Origin of the sequence: Mesorhizobium opportunistum WSM2075 (assembly GCF_000176035.2) — a bacterium.
Classification (GTDB): Bacteria; Pseudomonadota; Alphaproteobacteria; order Rhizobiales; family Rhizobiaceae; genus Mesorhizobium; species Mesorhizobium opportunistum.
Genome location: NC_015675.1, coordinates 1,803,695 through 1,820,474, shown reverse-complemented (window position 1 = coordinate 1,820,474; position 16,780 = coordinate 1,803,695). Strand labels below are relative to the sequence as shown.

Sequence of the window (16,780 nt, the reverse complement as noted above, 5' to 3'; positions counted from 1 at the left end):
GCCCGATCAGGCTATGTTGAGATTCAGGTCAGGCCGGCCCCACCTGAATATCGACATACCTTAGCCGCAGCCGACCATATCGCGCGGCAGATAGCACGCCGCCGGCTCGGTCTTGGTCTCGAACAGCGACCGCTTCGGCTTGAAATAGAAGAAGGTCACCGGCTTGCTCTCGCGCACGCTGCCATCGGCGAAATGCGCCGCGATGCTGAAGCTGTGGATCGACGACATCGACGACCACATCTTCAGCCGCGCCGTGTAAGCGCTGATACTCTTGTTGCCACGCACCGGCATGGCGATCGTGTAGTCATGCTTGCCGATCGGAAACTCGATGTTCTGGTAGCGCATCGCCTCCGGCGTGCCGCCGCCGCCATCGCCACATTCGGCCATCGATTCCGGGGTCTCGAAAACCGCCATGGTCACGGAGGTGCGGAACGGCTCGCTCTGCTGGTGGACGTGACCTTCGTCATCCACCCAGGAATAATCGAACTTGCCGATAGCATTCAGCGTCATCGCCTGTTGCATGTTGCCGAGATAGTCGGCGACCTCGCCGAACTTGATCTTGTTGGTCAGTTGGCTGCGGCAGACATTGAGACTGTCGACCGAAGGACAGGGGAAACGTCCGGTCTCGAGGCTCGCCGTATCGACGCCAGCCTCGGCGAGCACACTCTTGACCGACACGTCGACACCTTCGCCGAAACCGCCGATGTCCTTGGTGAACATGCGGCTTGGCTGGCCGGTTGGGTCGCCATCCTCGTTCACCGCTGTGAACTGGATCGACATCTTCATGTCCTTGGCATCGCCCCAGCCGTTGTTGATAATCGAGAAATCCGGCCGGAAGCCGACGCAGCCGAAATGCTCCGATATCGACAGCATCGGCTTGCGGTAGGCATCGCTCGACGCGACCTTCATTTCCAGGCTGTCGAGCTTGACTTTGGATTTGCCTGTCGTCTTGAGGTCGACCTCGGCGAAAGCCGGCGCATCGTCCCAGTCCTTGCTGCCAAAGACATTGCTGGTCGTGATCTGCCCGCTGCCGTTCCAGCTGTCATTGTCCTCATCTGCCTGCGGATAGATCGCAATGTCCTCGTCGCGTACCAAGTGCTGGTACTGCATGTCGGACTGCTGGGTCATGCGCTGATCGACCACGACGCCGATCTCGACCTTGTCGGCGTCACCCCCACCGGCCTGCGCCTTGATGAGGCCGCCCACCCTGGCGTCGGCCAGAACGTCGGGGCGCGACCCGCCGACCTCCTTGCCCATCACCCATTGCGACGCGTAGACCGTGCCACTGGCGAGCCGGGTCCGGCCCCTGCCGTTTTTCAGTCCGTCGACAAATGAACCGGCAAAAATCTCCCCGGTCGTTGACGACAATTGGCCCTCGCCATTCGCAATGCCGTCGACGAACCGGCCCTCGTAGCGGTTGCCATCGGCGTCGATATGAATGCCCTTGCCGTTGAGTTCCCCGGCGAGCCAATGCCCTTCGAAAACCTCGCCCGAGCGCAGTTCGAGCCGGCCTTGCCCGTCGGGCCGGCCGTTCCTGACATCCCCGAGATAGCTGGAATAGATGGTCTTGGGATCGTAGCTCGCCGAGCCTCGCACCCGCCAAACCAGCCTGCCCTTGCCATTGACGGTGCCGTCTCCGGCGATCGTCCGGTCTGGAGATTGGCCTGCAGCCGGTTCCCAGACGAAATCGAGATTTTTCTCCGGATGGAAATCCCAAACGCGCACTGCCCTGCGCAACACGGAACGGGTGTCGGCCTGATAGAGGATTTGTACCCGCTCCGCCCAGGCGCCGCCGGCGGGCGCGGCGGCCGGATCGGCGAAAGCCGGTGAAAGCATAAGCGCGCCCAGCATCGATGCGGCCGCGACCCCGAACACTGCCCTTGCCCGCGCCATCCCTTGAGCCCCCTGGACGCCCCGACCTCTTGGCCGATCAAAGCGTAGCCGGCGACCCGGCCTCGTGCAAGGGAAGCCGCATCGACCCAGGAAAAAGGCGGCGAGATCGACCCGCCGCCTTTTCCCGTGCCGTGAATGCGCAGCGATTATTTATACAGGCTGTTGATCCACTGGATGTTGGCGGCGTTCAGACGCACGGCGGTGTTCGCGTCGGGACTTTCGGCCACGTTGACGCCGGTGATGATGCGCTGCTTGGAGCTGTTGTCATAGGCATAGACCGAGCTGCCGCTCGACCCCGGGAACGTATCGCAGTCATACTGGAAATATTCCGGACCGATGTTTTCGGCATGCACTTCGCAGCTTGCCTTCCACATCGTGCCCATCGGCTTGTCGCCGGGATAGCCGACGAGGTTGGCGGTGAAGTCGCCGAGATCGTCATAATTGGCGTAGCCGAGCCAGCCCAAATTGGTGCCGACATCCTGCTTCAGCGTGACGATGCCGAGATCCCACGGGATGACCGAACCATAGTAACCCTGGTAATTGTCGATGAAGCCCTGCAGCACATAGGCGCTTTCATAGGCGAAGGCGCCGAACGGCGCGTCGTCTGCCGTGCTGCCGTTGAGGCCCGGCACGAACAGATAGTCCGCCAGCCAGTCCTTGTCCTCATGGCTGTAGAGGCAGTGCGCCGCGGTGAGAACGGTGCGCGGACCGATCAGCGTTGCCGAGCAGCTGCCGAAGCCGGTCTTCGACTTGGCTTCGAGATAGCCGATCGCCGAGAAGGGATAGGTCTTGGTGTTCTTGACCTGCACCCGATCGTCGGCGCCGAAAACCTGTCGCCCGGCTTCGCCTTCGCCAAGGTCCGGATCCTCGGTCTTGCGCTGGGCCCCGTCCGCGCCATCGGCCGGCGCGTTCAGTTGCTTGATGATAAGCTCCCGCAGCGCCTCGCTGGGTTCGATCTTGATCTCCTTGCCATCGGCGGAACGCCCGACGATGCCATAGGATTTGACAGCCGTTGCCTCGTCGGCGAGCGGCGCGGCGCGGTTGTCTTCGTCGGTCAGCTTGGGCGGCGCGATCGGCTTTGCCCGCCCGGGCGTGAAGTCGCCCGAAGTCACGTCCCGCATGCTTTCGCCGTTGCCGGCACTGGCTGAGCCGGGGTCGGCGGCGAAAGCGGGGACCGCCCACATTGCAGTGGAAAGCAATGCGGACGCAATCATAGCGTTTGTCAGTTTTGTCATGGTGAGACTCTCCCAAAAGTCAGCAAGGACTGGATCAAAATACAGAAATATTGTCGAGATCGTGGTGGCGTCGAAAAATGAGCAAGCCTATCGACGCGCAGGCCGGACCGTTATTTGCCATGGTCAATCAAAAGCCCCCGCCAAAATGACCCTACCCGATATACTGCCTAAAATAATCCTAGATTGGCAATGATAAATCGCTTCCACGTAGCCCGTGGGGGGCTATAGGATTTTGTGCGGGTTCTGCTCGCGGGCACGGTTAGCAAAAGTGGGATTCGGTTTTGTGACCGATCGCGCGCCGATTGAATGCGGCAAGTGATCGGGTGTCCGAACCGGCACCGCCTCCTTGCACGATGCCCGGCGCCGGTCCGCGCGGGAAATTGTCTTAGGAGGGGTTCAGGTGCACATCACAAATCGGTTCGGGTCAATCGTTGCCGCTTCGCTGCTTGGCGTCGCCGCTGCCGTCACATTCATCAACACCGGCCAGGCGGGTGAAGGCAACGCAAGACCCGAAGCGGCTGTCTCGCCGATGAAGCGCGTGACCGATGCCAGGGCAAAGGCCGCGGCGGAGAATCCGGACGGCGCCGACCGGGTCTATGGCGGCAACCAGGCCGAGAAGGGTGCCTATCCATTCCAGGTCGCGTTGCTCACCACCGAGAGGCTGGACGAGAACCCGGCCTCTCAGGCCAACGCACAATTCTGCGGCGGCAGCCTGATCGCGCCGCAATGGGTGCTGACGGCGGCACACTGTCTCAACGACAACGGCCAGCCGATCTCGCCAGACTCCGTCACCGTGCTGACCGGCGCCACCGAGCTCAGCGAAGGCACGCGCCACAAGGTGGCTGAAGTCATCGTCAACGAGGGCTACAGCGAGCAGACGCTCGACAACGACCTCGGCCTGCTCCGGCTTGCCGAGCCGGCCGATGCGCCGGCCATCAAGGTCACCCATGATGCGACCCCCGAGGCCGGCAAGACCACGGTCACCGGCTGGGGCAAGATGCAGGACGGTACATTTCCGACCACGCTGATGGTCGCCGACCTCGACTTGCAACCCAACAGCGCCTGCAACACCGGCATCAAGGCCATCTATGCGCATGACCTGAAGGCTGCACTTGGCGATCTGTCCCATCGCATGCGCTATTCGGAAAAGGGCATCGACGCCGCCGCGAACGCGATCGCCGCCGATATGACGGATCCACTGACCGGCAACATGATCTGCGCCGGCACGACCAGCGGCGTGCGTGACGCCTGCAATGGCGACAGCGGCGGCCCGCTGTTCATGGCCGGCGCCGACGGCCCGGTCCAGGTTGGCGTCGTCAGCTGGGGTGAAGGCCCGGCGGACGGAAGCGCGGCCTGCGGCCATAAGGATGCCTACGGCATCTACACGCGGCTGGCCAACTACACCGGCTGGATCGAAGCCAAGATGAAGACCTCGGTTCCGGCGCCGGAAAAGCCCAAGGCGGGACTAGGCACGGCCCAGAAGCCGAAAGCACCCTGACGCAGCGATAGCGCGCATAAAATGGCGGAGAGGCTCCCGCCATTTTGTTTGCCGGCTTGATGCGCGCGCCTTACTTCCTCGGCGGTCCCTATTTCCTCGGCGGTCCTTTGCGCTCGGCGGAGGCCGCCCACAAATTGATGTCGGACTCACGCGCATAAGTATCGATCTCGGCCAATTCGGCATCGCTGAAGTCGAGCACCTTGAGCGCCCCGACACAGTCCTCGACCTGTTCCGGCCGGCTGGCGCCGATCAACGCCGACGTCACCTTGCCCCTGCGCAGCACCCAGGCGAGCGCCATCTGCGCCAACGTCTGGCCGCGTTTACCGGCGATCGCGTTGAGCGCCTTGATGTTGGCGATGGTGCGGTCGTTGATGAAGGCTGTCTTCAGCGACTTGCCCTGGGAAGCGCGGCTGCCCTCGGGAATGCCGCCAAGATATTTATCGGTCAGCATGCCTTGCGCGAGCGGCGAGAACACGATGGAGCCGACGCCGAGCCCATCGAGCGTGTCGAGGAGACCGTCATCCTCGACCCAGCGATTGAGCATCGAATAGCTCGGCTGGTGGATGATGCATGGCGTGCCGAGCTGCCGCAATATGTCGGCGGCTTCGCGGGTGCGCTGCGAGTTGTAGGACGAGATGCCGGCATAGAGTGCCTTGCCCGAACGCACCGCATGGTCGAGTGCACCCATGGTTTCTTCCAGCGGCGTGTCGGGGTCGAAGCGGTGCGAGTAGAAGATGTCGACATACTCGAGCCCCATCCGCTTCAGGCTCTGGTCGAGGCTGGCCAGCATGTATTTGCGCCCGCCCCATTCGCCGTAGGGACCAGCCCACATTTCATAACCGGCCTTGGTCGAGATGATCAGCTCGTCGCGGTATCCGGCGAAATCGGTGCGCAGGATTTCGCCGAAAGCGGTCTCGGCCGAGCCGGGCGGCGGGCCATAATTGTTGGCGAGGTCGAAATGGGTGATGCCGAGATCGAAAGCCTTGCGGGCGATCGCCTGCTTGGTCCTGTGCGGCGTGTCATTGCCGAAATTGTGCCACAGCCCGAGTGAGATCGCCGGCAGTTTGAGGCCGGACCGTCCGCAACGGTTGTAGATCATTTTCTCATAGCGGTTTTCGGCAGGGATGTAGGGCATGACAGGAATCCTCGAATTTGAACGGAGGGAGCACGGTCATCGTTGCCTGATAACAGTGCCCGCGCCCCCTCCTTACGCTCTCCCCGGCCGAACGGGGAGAGGGGGTAAATCAAAATTATCGATAATCCTGCGCCTACTTTGTCTTCGCCAGCAATTCCTTGGCTGCCTTGACACCAAGAGCGGCCGGCCGCTCACAAGTGGTCTGCATGGCGACGAATTTGCCGGTCTCGCCGGAGCGCAATATGCCGGTCATGACATCGACGGCATGCAGCGCCAGCTCCATCGAACAGCGGTGCGGCCGCCCTTCGGCGATTGCCAGCGCCATGTCGGCGAGGCCGGCGGTACGGTAATTGGCCATCAGGCCCTGACCGTGCATTTCGTTCGGGATGCCAAGCGGATGCTTCCACTTCGGCAGCTTCTTGACCGGCTTGCCTTCGGCGGTAAAGCGCACCTCGCCACCGAAGAAGTTCGGATCCGGTACGAACACGGTCCCCGCTTCGCCATAGAGTTCCATCGGCGCGTGGCCGTGAGCCCAGACGTCCCAGCTGGTGTTCAGCGTCACCACGGCGCCATTCTCGAACTCCAGCAGGCCATGGATGGTGGTCGGCGTGTTGACCGGGATTTTTTCGCCCGCGCGCGGCTTTGAGCTGATCGTCCGTTCCTTGGCCGGGGTTATCGCGAAGGCCGCCACCTGCTTCACCGGTCCGATCAACTGGATCAGATTGGTGATATAGTACGGCCCGATATCGAGCACCGGCCCCGCACCCGGCTGGAAGAAGAAGTCCGGATTGGGGTGCCAATGCTCCATGCCATGGCCCATGACGTGGCAGGTGCCGCTGGTGATCTTGCCAAGGTTTCCCCCGTCGATCAGTTCACGCACCAACTGGTGCGCGCCGCCGAGGAAGGTGTCGGGCGCCGAGCCGATGCGCAGCCCCTTCTTTTCCGCCCGCGCCTTGAGGTCCAGGCCCTCTTTAAGCGACAGCACGAACGGCTTTTCCGAATAGACGTGCTTGCCGGCATCGAGCACCTGTTTCGACACCTCATAATGCACAGCCGGTATCGTCAGGTTGACGACAATGTCGATATCATCCGCCTTGAGCAGGTTCTCGACGGTCTCGGCGCGCAGCTTGAACTCCTTCGCCCGCGCCTTGGCCACATCCATGTTTATGTCGGCGCAGGCGCGCATCTCGATGCCGCGAAACAGCGGCGCCAGCGAAAAATACGCCTTCGAGATGTTGCCGCAGCCAATGACGCCAATACCCAATTTCTTTGCCATTGTGATTGTTCCTAGTAGGTCTTGACGGTTGCGATCGAGCGGCGGGCAAAGCGCTCGATATCGTTGGGATTGTCCTGTTCCATGACGAAGTATTTTGCCGCGCTCTTGGCCCGCAGCACCTTGATGAGGCCAGCCCAGTCGATCGTGCCGTGGCCGACATCCGACCAGCCATCCTCGTCCAGCCCCTCGCCTGGCTTGGCGATGTCCTTCACATGCACGGCGACGATGCGCTTGCCGTGCTTTTCGATCCAGGGCAACGGATCGGCGCCGCCGCGCACCACCCAGGCAAGGTCCATCTCCCAGCCGACATCAGGGGCGGAAGACAGGATGTGATCCTGCGGCACCGAGCCGTCGGCCAGTGCCTTGAACTCGAAATCATGGTTGTGCCAGGCGAAGCCGTAGCCGGCCTTCGATGCCACCTCGCCGACCTTGGCCAGGCGCTCGCCGAAGCCGCGCCAGCCGGCGCTGTCGGACGGCCTGTCCTCGGCCATCAGATAGGGGCAGATCAAGAGCTTGATGCCGAGCGCATCGGCGATCTTGCGCACGCCGCCGAAGTCGTTCTCCAGCGCATCGATGGAAAAATGCCCGGTCGGCATGGCAAGTCCGTTCTTGTCGAGTTCGGCGCGGAAGGCCTTAGGATCGTCATAGACGCCGCCAAAGCCTTCGACCTGTGTATAGCCGAGCTTGCCGAGTGTCTTGAGCACGCCTTCCCAGGGCTGGAAATTGCGGGCGCTGTAAAGTTGGAATGACCAGTTCATCGTCTTTGTCCGTTTTGCTTGGGGATGGTTATTCGGGCGTTAGATGCGGCTGCCGGTTTCGGCGTGGAATAGCGAGGCTCGCATCGGGTCGAAGCCCACCGTCACCGCCTCGTCGTTCTTGGGCGTGCGTTCCGAGGTGACCCGGACGCTGAATTTCTGCTCGGCAAGCTTCAGCCACACCAGCGTGTCGGAGCCCATCGGCTCGACCACCTCGACATTGGCCGCTGTCGAGAACGGCCAGCCCGTGCCGCTGTTCAGGCTGACATGCTCAGGCCTGATGCCGAACACGGCTGGACCGGCTTCCGGTTGCCCGTCGAACTGATAGGTGCCGAGTGGAATATTGAGATCTTCGGCCACAAAGAACCAGCCGTCACCGCGCTTCTCCAGCCGCCCCTCGACGAAGTTCATCGCCGGCGAACCGAGGAAGCCCGCGACAAAGCGATTGACCGGGCGGTTGTAGATGGTCTGCGGCGCGTCGAGCTGCTGGATGACGCCGCCCTTCATCACCGCGATCCGGTCGGCCAGGGTCATCGCCTCGATCTGGTCGTGGGTGACGTAGATCATGGTGTTCTGCAGCCTGCGATGCAAAAGCTTGATCTCGACGCGCAGTTCCGAGCGCAGTTTGGCATCGAGATTGGAAAGCGGCTCGTCGAACAGGAAGACGTCGACATCGCGCACCAGCGCCCGCCCGATCGCCACCCGCTGGCGTTGGCCGCCGGAAAGCGCCGAGGGCTTGCGCTGCAGCAGCGGTTCGATCTGCAGGATCTCAGCGGCGCGCGCGATGCGTTTGACGATCTCGCCCCTGGGCAGGCCCGCGACACGCAGGCCAAAGGACAGGTTCTTCTCCACCGTCATTTGCGGGTAGAGCGCGTAGGACTGGAACACCATGCCGATGCCACGGTCCTTGGGCTCTTCCCAGGTGACGTTCTTGCCCTTGATAAAGATGCGGCCCTTCGAGATGTCGAGCAGCCCGGCAATGCAATTGAGCAAGGTCGACTTGCCGCATCCGGAGGGGCCCAGCAGCACGATGAACTCGCCATCGGCGATATCGAGATTGAGCGTCTGCAGAACCGACACCGCGCCGTAGTTCAGCGACAGGTTCTGGATCGATACGCTGGGATTTTCAATTTCTGCCATCATCACCCTTTCACCGCGCCGGCGGCAATGCCACGCACGAAAAGCCTGCCGGAAATGAAGTAGATGACGAGCGGGACCAGCCCGGTCAGGATCGTAGCCGCCATATTGACGTTGTATTCCTTCACGCCCTGCACCGAGTTGACGATGTTGTTGAGCTGCACCGTCATCGGATAGGTGTCGGGGCGGGTGTAGACGACGCCGAACAGGAAGTCGTTCCAGATGCCGGTCACCTGCAGGATGACGGCGACGACGAAGATCGGCAGCGACATCGGCACCATGATGCGCAGGTAGATGCCCCAGAAGCCGGCACCATCGACACGCGCCGCCCGGAACAGTTCCTCCGGCATGGAGGTGAAATAGTTGCGGAACAGAAGCGTCAGGATCGGCATGCCGAAAATGGAATGGACGATGACCAGGCCGCTGAGGCTGCCATAGAGCCCGATCTCGCGCAGGATGATGACGATCGGATAGATCATCACCTGATAGGGAATGAACGCACCGACGATGAGGATGATGAAGAACGTGTCGGCGCCCTTGAAGCGCCAGTTGGCCAGCGCATACCCGTTTACGGAGGCTATCGCGATCGACAGGATCACCGAGGGCACGGTGATGCGAACCGAGTTCCAGAAGCCGCGCGAAAGTCCGTCGCAATTGAGTCCGGTGCAAGCCGTCGACCACGCCTTGACCCAGGGCTCGAAGGTGATCTCGAGCGGCGGCGAGAAGATGTTGCCAAGGCGGATTTCCGGCATGCCCTTGAGCGAGGTAACGATCATCACGTAGAGCGGCAAGAGGTAGTAGAGCGCCACCAGGATGAGCGTGCCATAGAGGAAGATGTTGCGGCGCGAGAACATGTGACGCGGCTTCGGCCCATTGGGTTCCGAGGCATCGGCTCGAATGGTGCCGGGCGGTGCGGACAGGGAAATGGCAGGATCAGACACGCTTCCTGCCTCCGAATTCGAGATAGGCCCACGGCACGATGACGATCATCACCGAGAGCAGCATCATGGTCGAGGCGGCAAAACCCTGGCCGAGGTTCTGGGCGAAGAACATATAGTCGTAGACATACTTTGCCGGCACTTCCGACGCGATGCCAGGCCCGCCGCTGGTCTGGGCGACGACCAGGTCGTAGACCTTGACGATGCCCGATGCGATGATGACGAGGGTGGTGATGAAGACCGGTCGCATCATCGGGATGATGATGAACAGATAGGTCTTCCACATCGGTATCCCGTCGACCCGTGCCGCCTTCCAGATGCCCTCGTCGATGCCGCGCAGGCCGGCCAGCATCAGGCACATGATCAGCCCGGTGCCTTGCCACAACGCGGCGATCGATATGCCGTAGATGACGATGCTGGAATTGTAGAGCGGATCGAAATTGAAGCTCGTCCAGCCAAGGCCTCGTATCACTGCCTGAATACCGAAATCCGGATTGAGCAGCCATTGCCATACAAGACCGGTGACGATGAAGGAGAGCGCGAAGGGATAGAGGAAGATCGTGCGGAACGTGTCCTCGAAGCGGATCTTCTGGTCGAGCAGAGCGGCCAAAATGAAGCCGATCACCAGCGAAAACACCAGCGAGATCACGCCATAGATCAGAAGGTTCTCGATCGAAATCAGCCAGCGCGGAGTCGCCCACAACCGGTGATACTGGTCGAGGCCGACAAAATTCAGCCGCGGCAACAGCTTCGAATTGGTGAAGGAATAGAGCACCGTCCACGCTGTGCCGCCAACGAACACCACCAGCGCGGTGAGGATCATCGGGATCGAGGCGACCTTCGCATTCAGGTTGCGAAACAGTCGAATGGGGCGTTCGCTCTTGCTCATCGGTACAGCCATGCTGGATCGGGTAAGGGCGGCGGGCTCCCGGCCTGGTTTTGCACCAGGCCGGGAGGAAGGGAATTTGCCTGCGATATCAGTCCGCCGTCGCGATGATGTCGGCGAAGCGCTTCTGTGCCTCCTCGAGCGTCATCTCAGGCTTGGCGAAGAACTCGGAGAACAGGTCCTCCTTCTGCTTCTGACTGTCTTGCGAAAGCAGTTGGTCTGTCCACGGGATGACGGCGCCCTTGGCCAGGATGGCGAGGCCCTTCTTCATGCAGTCGTTGGCCGCGTTGAGGTCGACGTCGCCCCGCACCGGCAGGGAGCCTTTCTTGAGATTGAAGGCGACCTGGGTCTTGGGATCCAGCAAGGTCTCGGCCAGCACTTCCTGCGCCTTGGACTTGTCGGCATCCTTGAGCAGCGGGAAGTAGAAGGCATCGCCACCGGTAGCGATGACCTCATTCAGGCCGAGGCCGGGAAGGCAGGTATAGTCCTTGCCGGCGGTCTTACCGGCCACCTGGAATTCACCTTGCGCCCAGTCGCCCATGATCTGGCCGCCGGCCTTGCCGGTGATGACCATGTTGGTGGCCTGGTTCCAGTCCTGCACATTGGTATTCTTGGCCATCTTGCGCGCATCGTCGGCCGCCTTGAACACCTTGGCGACCTCGGGGCCGGCGGCGAACTTGGCGTCCTTGTCCTTGTAGACCTTGAGGAAGGTGTCGGTGCCGCCGACCGCGGCAAGCAACACGTCGAAAGCGCCGGACGATTGCCAGGCCTGCCCGCCGACCGCGAGCGGCACGATGCCTGCCTTCTCCAGCGCCGGAGCGGCGGCGACATATTCATTCCAGTTCTTCGGTACCGGCACGCCGGCCTTCTCGAACGCCGCGTTCGAGAGCCACAGCCACTGCCAGGAGTGGATGTTGACCGGCACGCAATAGATCTTGCCGTCGATGGTGCAGCTGTCGAGCAGGCTCTTCGGCCGCACGACCTCGGTCCATTTGCCCTTGGTGGCGACATCGGTGAGATCGCGCATCAGGCCGGCCTGCACCAACTCTTCCGCTTGCCGGCCGTGATTGAACTGGGTGGCGCCCATCGGATCGCCGCCGGTGATGCGGCTGATCATGATCGGCCGCGCCGTGCCCCCGGAGCCGGCAATGGCGCCATCGACCCAATGGTTGCCGGTGGCGTCGAAAGCCTTGGCGAGTTCCGCGACCGCCGCCGCCTCGCCGCCGGAGGTCCACCAATGAGTGACTTCCAGGTCTGTCGCGGCGGCTTGGCCGGCGAACTGCAGAGCGGCCGTTGCCGCTAACGCGGCGGTCAAAAGTTCGTATCGCATTTCGGTTCCTCCCAGAATCTGAAACGTTACAGATTTTCGATACGGCAATTGCGCGGATGGCGCAACCCCTTGAGCAAACGGGCTCCGACATTTTTTCGAGCCGTGAACAAATTCGGTCGAAAGCCCGTGTCTATGTGCACCGCAGCATAGGCCGCTGCGGCGCAAAAACACCAAACAGTGCATTAAAGCCGGCAAAAATCCGTGATCAAGGCATTTTCCTCTGGAATCCCAATGGGTTTCGCAAAAGGCGCCATCACGTGGCGGACACGCTCAAGCGTGGTGCATTGGCATTCTGTAACGTTTCAGTATATTGAGCCAATTCTGGCTGGAGTGCATATCGTATTGCAATGACGGCGATTGCCGACCCAGCCTGCGGCTGCTATGCGCCTGACGGGCGGGACGAATGGACAGACGGCGTACGGACAAGAATGACGAGGCGTCGGCGCAAGGGCGGCCGACGTTGAAGACGCTTGCCTTCATGACCGGGCTCGGCGTCACCACCGTCTCGCGCGCCTTGAAGGATGCTCCGGAGATCGGCGCCGAGACCAGACGCCGCGTCCAGTTGGTCGCCAAGCAGATCGGCTACCGACCGAACCGCGCCGGTGTGCGACTGCGCACCGGCAAGACCAATGTCATCAGCCTCGTGCTCAACACAGAGCAGGAGATCATGAGTTTTGTCTCCGACATCATATACGGCGTCTCTGAGGTCATTGCCGACACGCCCTATCACCTGATCGTCACGCCTTATTCGCGCTCTCAGGATCCGCTCGACCCCATACGCTATCTGGTCGAGACCGGTTCCGCCGACGGCGTCATCATTTCACGCACGCAGCCGAACGACGCCAGGGCGCGCTACATGCTGGAACATGGCATTCCCTTTGCCACGCATGGACGCACCGAGATGGGGCTGGTTCATCCCTATCATGATTTCGACAACTACGCCTTCGCGGTGGAGGCCGTGCGGCGCCTGGCCGGTGTCGGCCGCCGCAGGCTCGCTTTGCTTGCCCCCCCGGTCGGGCTGACCTATCACAGCCACACCGTCAACGGCTTTGCCGACGCACTGAGCGAGGTCGGCGCCAGTGAGATCCCGTTCAGCACCGTGTCGATCGATCATTCAATCGAGCAGATCAGGACGAGGACCGCCCAGTTGATGCGCCGCGACATCAGGCCGGACGGCTTCGTCAGCAGCGCCGCCGCCGCGACGCTCGCGCTCGTCGCCGGCATCGAGGATGCCGGCCTCAAGCTTGGCCGTGACGTCGACATCGTTTCCAAGCAGTCGTCGGACCTTTTGCATCTGTTCCGGCCGGAACTGCTGATCGTCAACGAGAACTTCCGGCTGGCGGGCTCCGAGCTCGCCCGCTCGGTGCTCGGCTGGATCGGCGGCGCCGCGCCCGGCTCGCTGCAGTCGCTCAGCGTGCCAGGTGAAGTCCTGGCCTACAGACGTTCGGGCGACTAACCCGCCGCGCCGCTGCCCCACGGGCCGTGGAATGCGCCCTGTTCGCCGATGCGTTCGAAGCCATGCGCGCCGAAGAAATCACGCTGCGCCTGGATCAGATTCGAGGTGCCGCGGCCCTGGCGGTAGCTGTCGAAATAAGCAAGCGCCGAAGCAAGCGCCGGCACCGGTGAGCCGGCCTCGGAAGCCCTGGCCACGGCGCGCCGCAGCGACGGGTGCGCCTCCTGCATCATGGTGATGAAGGCCGGCGCCATCAAAAGGTTGGTCGAAGCGCCGCCGCTGCCGAAAGCCTCGGCCATCGTATCCAGCATCTGCGAGCGGATGATGCAGCCGGCCCGCCAGATCTTGGCGATGGTCGGCATCGGCAGGTTCCAGTTGAACTCCTTCGAGGCGCCGCTCATCACAGCGAAGCCTTGCGCGTAGGCGGATATCTTGCCGGCGAACAGCGCCAGTTCGAGGTCTTTCAGCAGCGCATCCTTGTCCCCGGAAATCTTCGTCACGCCGATGTTGCCGTAGGCCTTTTGCGCCGCCTGCCGCTCGTCCTTGATCGACGACAGAACGCGCGCCGCCACCGCCGCCTCGATCGCGGTCGCCGGAATGCCGAGCTGCTGCGCCTCGATGACCGACCATTTGCCGGTGCCCTTCTGGCCGGCGCGGTCGAGGATAATGTCGACCACCGGCTTGCCGGTCTTCGGATCGTCGGCGGCCAGCACCTTGGCGGTGATCTCGATCAGGTAAGAATTGAGCCGGCCCTTGTTCCAGGTTTCAAACACTGTGCCGATGTCCTTCGGCCCCATGCCCAGGCCGTCGCGCAGGATGCCGTAGATCTCGGCGATCATCTGCATGTCGGCATATTCGATGCCATTGTGAATGGTCTTGACGAAATGCCCGGCGCCGTCGGTGCCGAGCCAGGCGGCACACGGCTCGTCCTTGAACTTGGCGGAGATCGCCGTCAGCACCTTCTCGACACGCTTCCAGGAGTCTTCGGTGCCGCCGACCATGATAGACGGCCCGTGGCGCGCGCCCTCCTCGCCGCCCGACACACCCATGCCGATGAAGGTCAGGCCCGAGCCCGAAAGCTCGGAGAAGCGCCGCATCGTATCACGGAAATTGGCGTTGCCCGCATCGATGACGATGTCGTTGGCCGACAGCACGCCGCGCAGGGCTTCGATTTGTTCGTCGACCGGCTTGCCGGCCAGCACCATGATGATGATCGGGCGCGGCGGCCGGATCGCGGCGGCGAGCTCTTCCAGGCTGTAGCAGGGAACAACCATATCCCTGAGCGCGCCGGCATTCTCGACGAAAGCGTCGGTGCGCGCCTTTGTGCGATTGAAGACGGCGATGCGGTGACCGTGCTCGGCGATGTTGAGCGCCAGGTTGGACCCCATCGTGCCAAGGCCGATCAGGCCGATTTCGGCTTTTTCCATCGTTTCTTCCCTGCTTTCGGATTTTGTTGAGACCGCGTTTTGCGAACGATGATTGACGGGCCTTGCGGGTCGCGTCAACCGCCTCGCCGAATTGTGTTGCGCCGAACTCCGGTCGGGGTGCTCGGCCCTACGGCCTGATATCCACCGGCGCTTCGATCTTCACCATGTCGAAATCCGAGACCAGGATGTCGAGGTGCACCGTCCAGCGGCCGGGAACCGGAATGACCAGGTTGTCGACCCGCCAGCTGCCGTCGCCGGGCTTGGTCGCCGCTCGCTTCAGCGGCTCGATGCCGGAATCGGGTTTCGACAGGACCAGCGTCACCTCCTTGGCGTCGAGCGGTCCGAAATCGCCGCTCATGATGATCATCGAGGCGGCAACCGGTCCGGCATGGCCGGGGGTGATGCTGAGATCGGCCATCGCCTGCAGCGCGTGAATGTGAACCGAGACCGGCTGCGCCGCCGCGATCGCGAGCGCCCTCGGCGGCGGTGTGAAGCGCCAGCCCGCGGCAACGCCGAAGATCGCCAGCACGATCAGCATTTCGACGCCGATCGAACGGGTGAGCCGGCGCTGCACCTCCGTCGATCCCGCCTCGGCCGAGGCGGTGAGCCTCCAACGGTTGACGGCGGCCAGCGTGAACAGAAAGACCAGCAGGGCGAACTTGACCAGCAGCAGCCGACCATAGGCGGTGTCGACCAGCGCAACGGGCATCTGCACCTGGATGACGGCCAATACGACGCCGGCCATGGCAAGTGCCGCTACCACCGGCATGATCAGGCGCGAAAACCGCCGCAGGAAGGGCGCCGCATGTGCGGACGACCCCTTCAGCGCCAGGCCGAGCGGCACAAGGGCGCCGGCCCAGAAGGCAATGCCGACGCCGTGCAGGAACACCAGCGGCCGCGTCAGCCATTGCGGTTCGGCCGCACTGGCATGGCCGCTGGCGGCAAGCGCAACGCCGACACCGGCGAGGCCCGCAAGGGCGAATGGCCTGGCGACCACGCGCGGTCCGGCCAGCGAAAGCAGGCCAAGCCCCAGTGCGATCAGGGCGATCAGCACCGTCCAGCCGAAGCTGGTGCCAAGCCCGGTTCGCCAGATGACCGGCTGCGCCAGGTGGGAGAGCGGCGCCCCGAGCGCATCGAGACCCTGAAAGCCAAGCGAAAGCGGCGCCGCCACCAGTCCGCACAGGACCGCGGCCGTGACGAAGCGCTGACCGGCTCGTGCTTCACCGGCCAGCCAGGCAAGCGCGAAGGCTCCGCCAACACCGAGGAAAAGGCCTGTGTAGAGGAAGATTTTGCCGATCCAGATCGCCGACCGCAGCGGCCAGTCGACCGCTTCCGACACGACCGGCGGCTCGCTTGGCGCGCCGACCGAAAACAGCAGCGAGCCGCCGACCGGATGGCCGTCGGCGGAAATGACACGCCAGCTCAGCACATGCGTGCCGGATTTGAGTGCCTGCGGATTGTCGATCTCGACAGTCTGGTCGCTGAGGCGGAAATCGGTCAACGGAACCGGCGTGCCGTCGGGCTTCACCAAGGTCAGCACCAGCGGCGAAACCGGCTCGCTGAAGGTCAGCGAGAACCGTGTCGGAGCTTGTGCCAGCACGGCGCCATCGGCCGGATCGGTCTTGATCAGCGCTGCGTGGGCAAAAGCCTGACTTGTCGAGGCCATGACAATAAGTGCCATGACCACGGCGAGCAGCCCGCCGGCGGTCCAGCCGACGCGCTTGCCGGTCATTATGGCCCTTTGAAGTGGAAATATCGCGCTCATGTCACCGCCATCGAACGAACCGGCGGCGCACTTTGCAAACAGAGTGCGCCGC

Annotated in this window: 13 protein-coding genes; 2 read left to right on the top strand and 11 right to left on the bottom strand. The window is 62.7% G+C overall.

Annotation, left to right across the window (positions count from 1 at the left end; all coding sequences use genetic code 11):
* Nucleotides 1-60: 60 nt before the first annotated feature.
* Both MESOP_RS08690 and MESOP_RS08685 read right to left on the bottom strand, forming a co-directional pair.
* A complete protein-coding gene (locus tag MESOP_RS08690; protein WP_013892956.1) occupies nt 61-1,893 on the bottom strand; it encodes an MORN repeat-containing protein in 1,833 nt (610 codons plus the stop codon).
* A gap of 146 nt (nt 1,894-2,039) precedes the next feature.
* Complete coding sequence (locus MESOP_RS08685) at nt 2,040-3,128, bottom strand: trypsin-like serine peptidase (RefSeq protein ID WP_013892955.1); 1,089 nt, start codon at nt 3,126-3,128, stop codon at nt 2,040-2,042.
* A 400-nt stretch (nt 3,129-3,528) separates the two neighbouring features.
* Here MESOP_RS08685 and MESOP_RS08680 point away from each other — a divergent pair, with 400 nt between their 5' ends.
* On the top strand, nt 3,529-4,626 hold the full coding sequence (locus tag MESOP_RS08680; protein ID WP_013892954.1) for a S1 family serine peptidase: 1,098 nt from the start codon (nt 3,529-3,531) through the stop codon (nt 4,624-4,626).
* Nucleotides 4,627-4,714: 88 nt separating this feature from the next.
* Here MESOP_RS08680 and mgrA read toward each other — a convergent pair whose 3' ends face one another.
* The 7 genes from mgrA to MESOP_RS08645 all read right to left on the bottom strand — a co-directional run bounded on the left by mgrA (nt 4,715) and on the right by MESOP_RS08645 (nt 12,083).
* Nucleotides 4,715-5,761, bottom strand: coding sequence for an L-glyceraldehyde 3-phosphate reductase (gene mgrA, locus MESOP_RS08675; RefSeq protein ID WP_013892953.1), 1,047 nt, complete (start codon nt 5,759-5,761; stop codon nt 4,715-4,717).
* Nucleotides 5,762-5,894: 133 nt separating this feature from the next.
* Nucleotides 5,895-7,037: a Gfo/Idh/MocA family protein gene (locus MESOP_RS08670; protein WP_013892952.1), complete on the bottom strand. Its 1,143-nt coding sequence runs from the start codon at nt 7,035-7,037 to the stop codon at nt 5,895-5,897.
* 11 nt (nt 7,038-7,048) lie between these two features.
* Nucleotides 7,049-7,795 (bottom strand): sugar phosphate isomerase/epimerase family protein, encoded by a 747-nt coding sequence (locus tag MESOP_RS08665; RefSeq protein ID WP_013892951.1) that lies wholly within the window; start codon nt 7,793-7,795, stop codon nt 7,049-7,051.
* A gap of 39 nt (nt 7,796-7,834) precedes the next feature.
* Entirely contained in the window at nt 7,835-8,932 is a 1,098-nt protein-coding gene (locus MESOP_RS08660) for an ABC transporter ATP-binding protein (protein WP_013892950.1), read from the bottom strand.
* 2 nt (nt 8,933-8,934) lie between these two features.
* A complete protein-coding gene (locus MESOP_RS08655; RefSeq protein WP_049802444.1) occupies nt 8,935-9,855 on the bottom strand; it encodes a carbohydrate ABC transporter permease in 921 nt (306 codons plus the stop codon).
* Nucleotides 9,856-9,862: 7 nt separating this feature from the next.
* The gene (locus MESOP_RS08650) at nt 9,863-10,756 is read right to left on the bottom strand and encodes a carbohydrate ABC transporter permease (RefSeq protein WP_013892948.1); all 894 of its coding nucleotides are present in this window, start codon (nt 10,754-10,756) and stop codon (nt 9,863-9,865) included.
* 88 nt (nt 10,757-10,844) lie between these two features.
* Complete coding sequence (locus MESOP_RS08645) at nt 10,845-12,083, bottom strand: ABC transporter substrate-binding protein (protein ID WP_013892947.1); 1,239 nt, start codon at nt 12,081-12,083, stop codon at nt 10,845-10,847.
* Between the two features lie 403 nt (nt 12,084-12,486).
* On the opposite strand from MESOP_RS08645, the gene MESOP_RS08640 reads away from it, so the two are divergent.
* Nucleotides 12,487-13,539, top strand: a complete 1,053-nt coding sequence (locus MESOP_RS08640) for a LacI family transcriptional regulator (protein ID WP_013892946.1) — start codon at nt 12,487-12,489, stop codon at nt 13,537-13,539.
* Here MESOP_RS08640 and gndA read toward each other — a convergent pair.
* A complete protein-coding gene (gene gndA, locus MESOP_RS08635) occupies nt 13,536-14,963 on the bottom strand; it encodes an NADP-dependent phosphogluconate dehydrogenase (RefSeq protein ID WP_013892945.1) in 1,428 nt (475 codons plus the stop codon). The genes MESOP_RS08640 and gndA overlap by 4 nt on opposite strands.
* A 127-nt stretch (nt 14,964-15,090) precedes the next feature.
* Nucleotides 15,091-16,695: a copper resistance CopC/CopD family protein gene (locus MESOP_RS08630; protein ID WP_013892944.1), complete on the bottom strand. Its 1,605-nt coding sequence runs from the start codon at nt 16,693-16,695 to the stop codon at nt 15,091-15,093.
* Between the last annotated feature and the right edge of the window lie 85 nt (nt 16,696-16,780).